Consider the following 646-nt stretch of genomic DNA (forward strand, 5'->3'; position numbering starts at 1 on the left):
CACAGGTGCTACCGGTGCCACGGGCGCTACGGGTGCCACAGGTTCTACAGGTGCTACCGGCGCTACGGGTGCAACGGGTGCTACCGGTGCCACAGGTGCTACCGGCGCTACCGGCGCCACGGGAGCTACAGGCGCTACGGGCGACACTGGAGCTACAGGTGCAACGGGTGCTACCGGTGCCACGGGTGCGACGGGCGCTACCGGCGCTACCGGTGCCACGGGTGCTACCGGTGCCACTGGCGCGGGTGCTACCGGCGCAACAGGTGCCACGGGCGCAACAGGTGCTACCGGTGCTACGGGTGCTACCGGCGCAACTGGAGCCACGGGCGCAACCGGGGCTACGGGCGCAACCGGTGCTACCGGCGCGACGGGCGCTACCGGCGCTACTGGTGCCACCGGAGCCACGGGTGCTACCGGCAAGACCGGCGCTACCGGAAAGCAGGGAGCCACCGGCGCTACCGGCAAGAAGGGAGCCACGGGTGCTACCGGCGCTACCGGCAAGAAGGGTGCTACGGGCGCTACCGGCGCGACGGGCAAGTCCGGCGGGCACGGAAAGCATGATCACTGCAAGCCGGATCACGGCAAGCATGATCGCGGCAAGCCCGATCATGGTCACGGCTCGAATGGCAGCGATCATGGTTCCAGG

General features: G+C 69.5%; 1 pseudogene. It reads left to right on the plus strand.

Annotation, left to right across the window (positions count from 1 at the left end):
• A pseudogene (locus tag T281_RS18560) lies at nt 1–646 on the plus strand (hypothetical protein); the annotation flags it as partial.

It is taken from the genome of Rhodomicrobium udaipurense JA643, assembly GCF_000636015.1.
Taxonomy (GTDB): Bacteria; Pseudomonadota; Alphaproteobacteria; order Rhizobiales; family Rhodomicrobiaceae; genus Rhodomicrobium; species Rhodomicrobium udaipurense.